This window comes from Vibrio sp. Y176 (assembly GCF_033438945.1).
In genome coordinates this window covers 1-566 of sequence record NZ_JAWOQS010000928.1, presented here as the reverse complement: position 1 = coordinate 566, position 566 = coordinate 1, and the positions used below count along the sequence as shown (strand labels likewise).

The 566-nt window shown below is 45.4% G+C and carries 1 protein-coding gene; it reads left to right on the top strand.

From position 1 onward, the window contains the following. Positions 1–566 (top strand): 5'-nucleotidase C-terminal domain-containing protein (locus tag R7O13_RS29455; protein ID WP_318305538.1); only part of this gene is annotated, 566 nt, incomplete at both ends.

The following is a 566-nucleotide window of genomic DNA, read 5'->3' as shown; positions in this document are numbered from 1 at the left end:
AGCTGAATGTGAAAATTGCGGAATCAAACGGTAAGCTAGAGGGTGACCGTGATGTCGTGCGATTCCAACAGACGAATCTAGGTCGTTTAATTGCAACGGCTCATATGGAACGTGCAAAAGCTGATTTCGCAGTGATGAACTCAGGTGGTGTGCGTGATTCTATTGAAGCTGGTGAAATCACATACAAAGATGTGCTGACCGTGCAGCCATTTGGCAACATGGTTTCTTACGTCGATATGTCTGGTCAAGAAGTCTTGGATTACCTAAACATTGTTGCAACCAAGCCAGTTGATTCAGGTGCTTACGCGCAGTTCGCGGGTATCTCTATGCGTATTGAAAATGACAAAGTCACCAATGTATTTATCGGTAACAAGCAACTGCGTTTAGATGGTCGCTACCGCTTCACAGTACCAAGTTACAACGCTTCTGGTGGCGATGGTTACCCTAAAATTGATACGCACCCTGGCTACGTCAACACAGGTTTTACCGATGCAGAAGTCTTGAAAGACTATCTAGAAAGCCATAGCCCAATTGACGTTAACGAATACGCACCTTCTGGTGAGGTG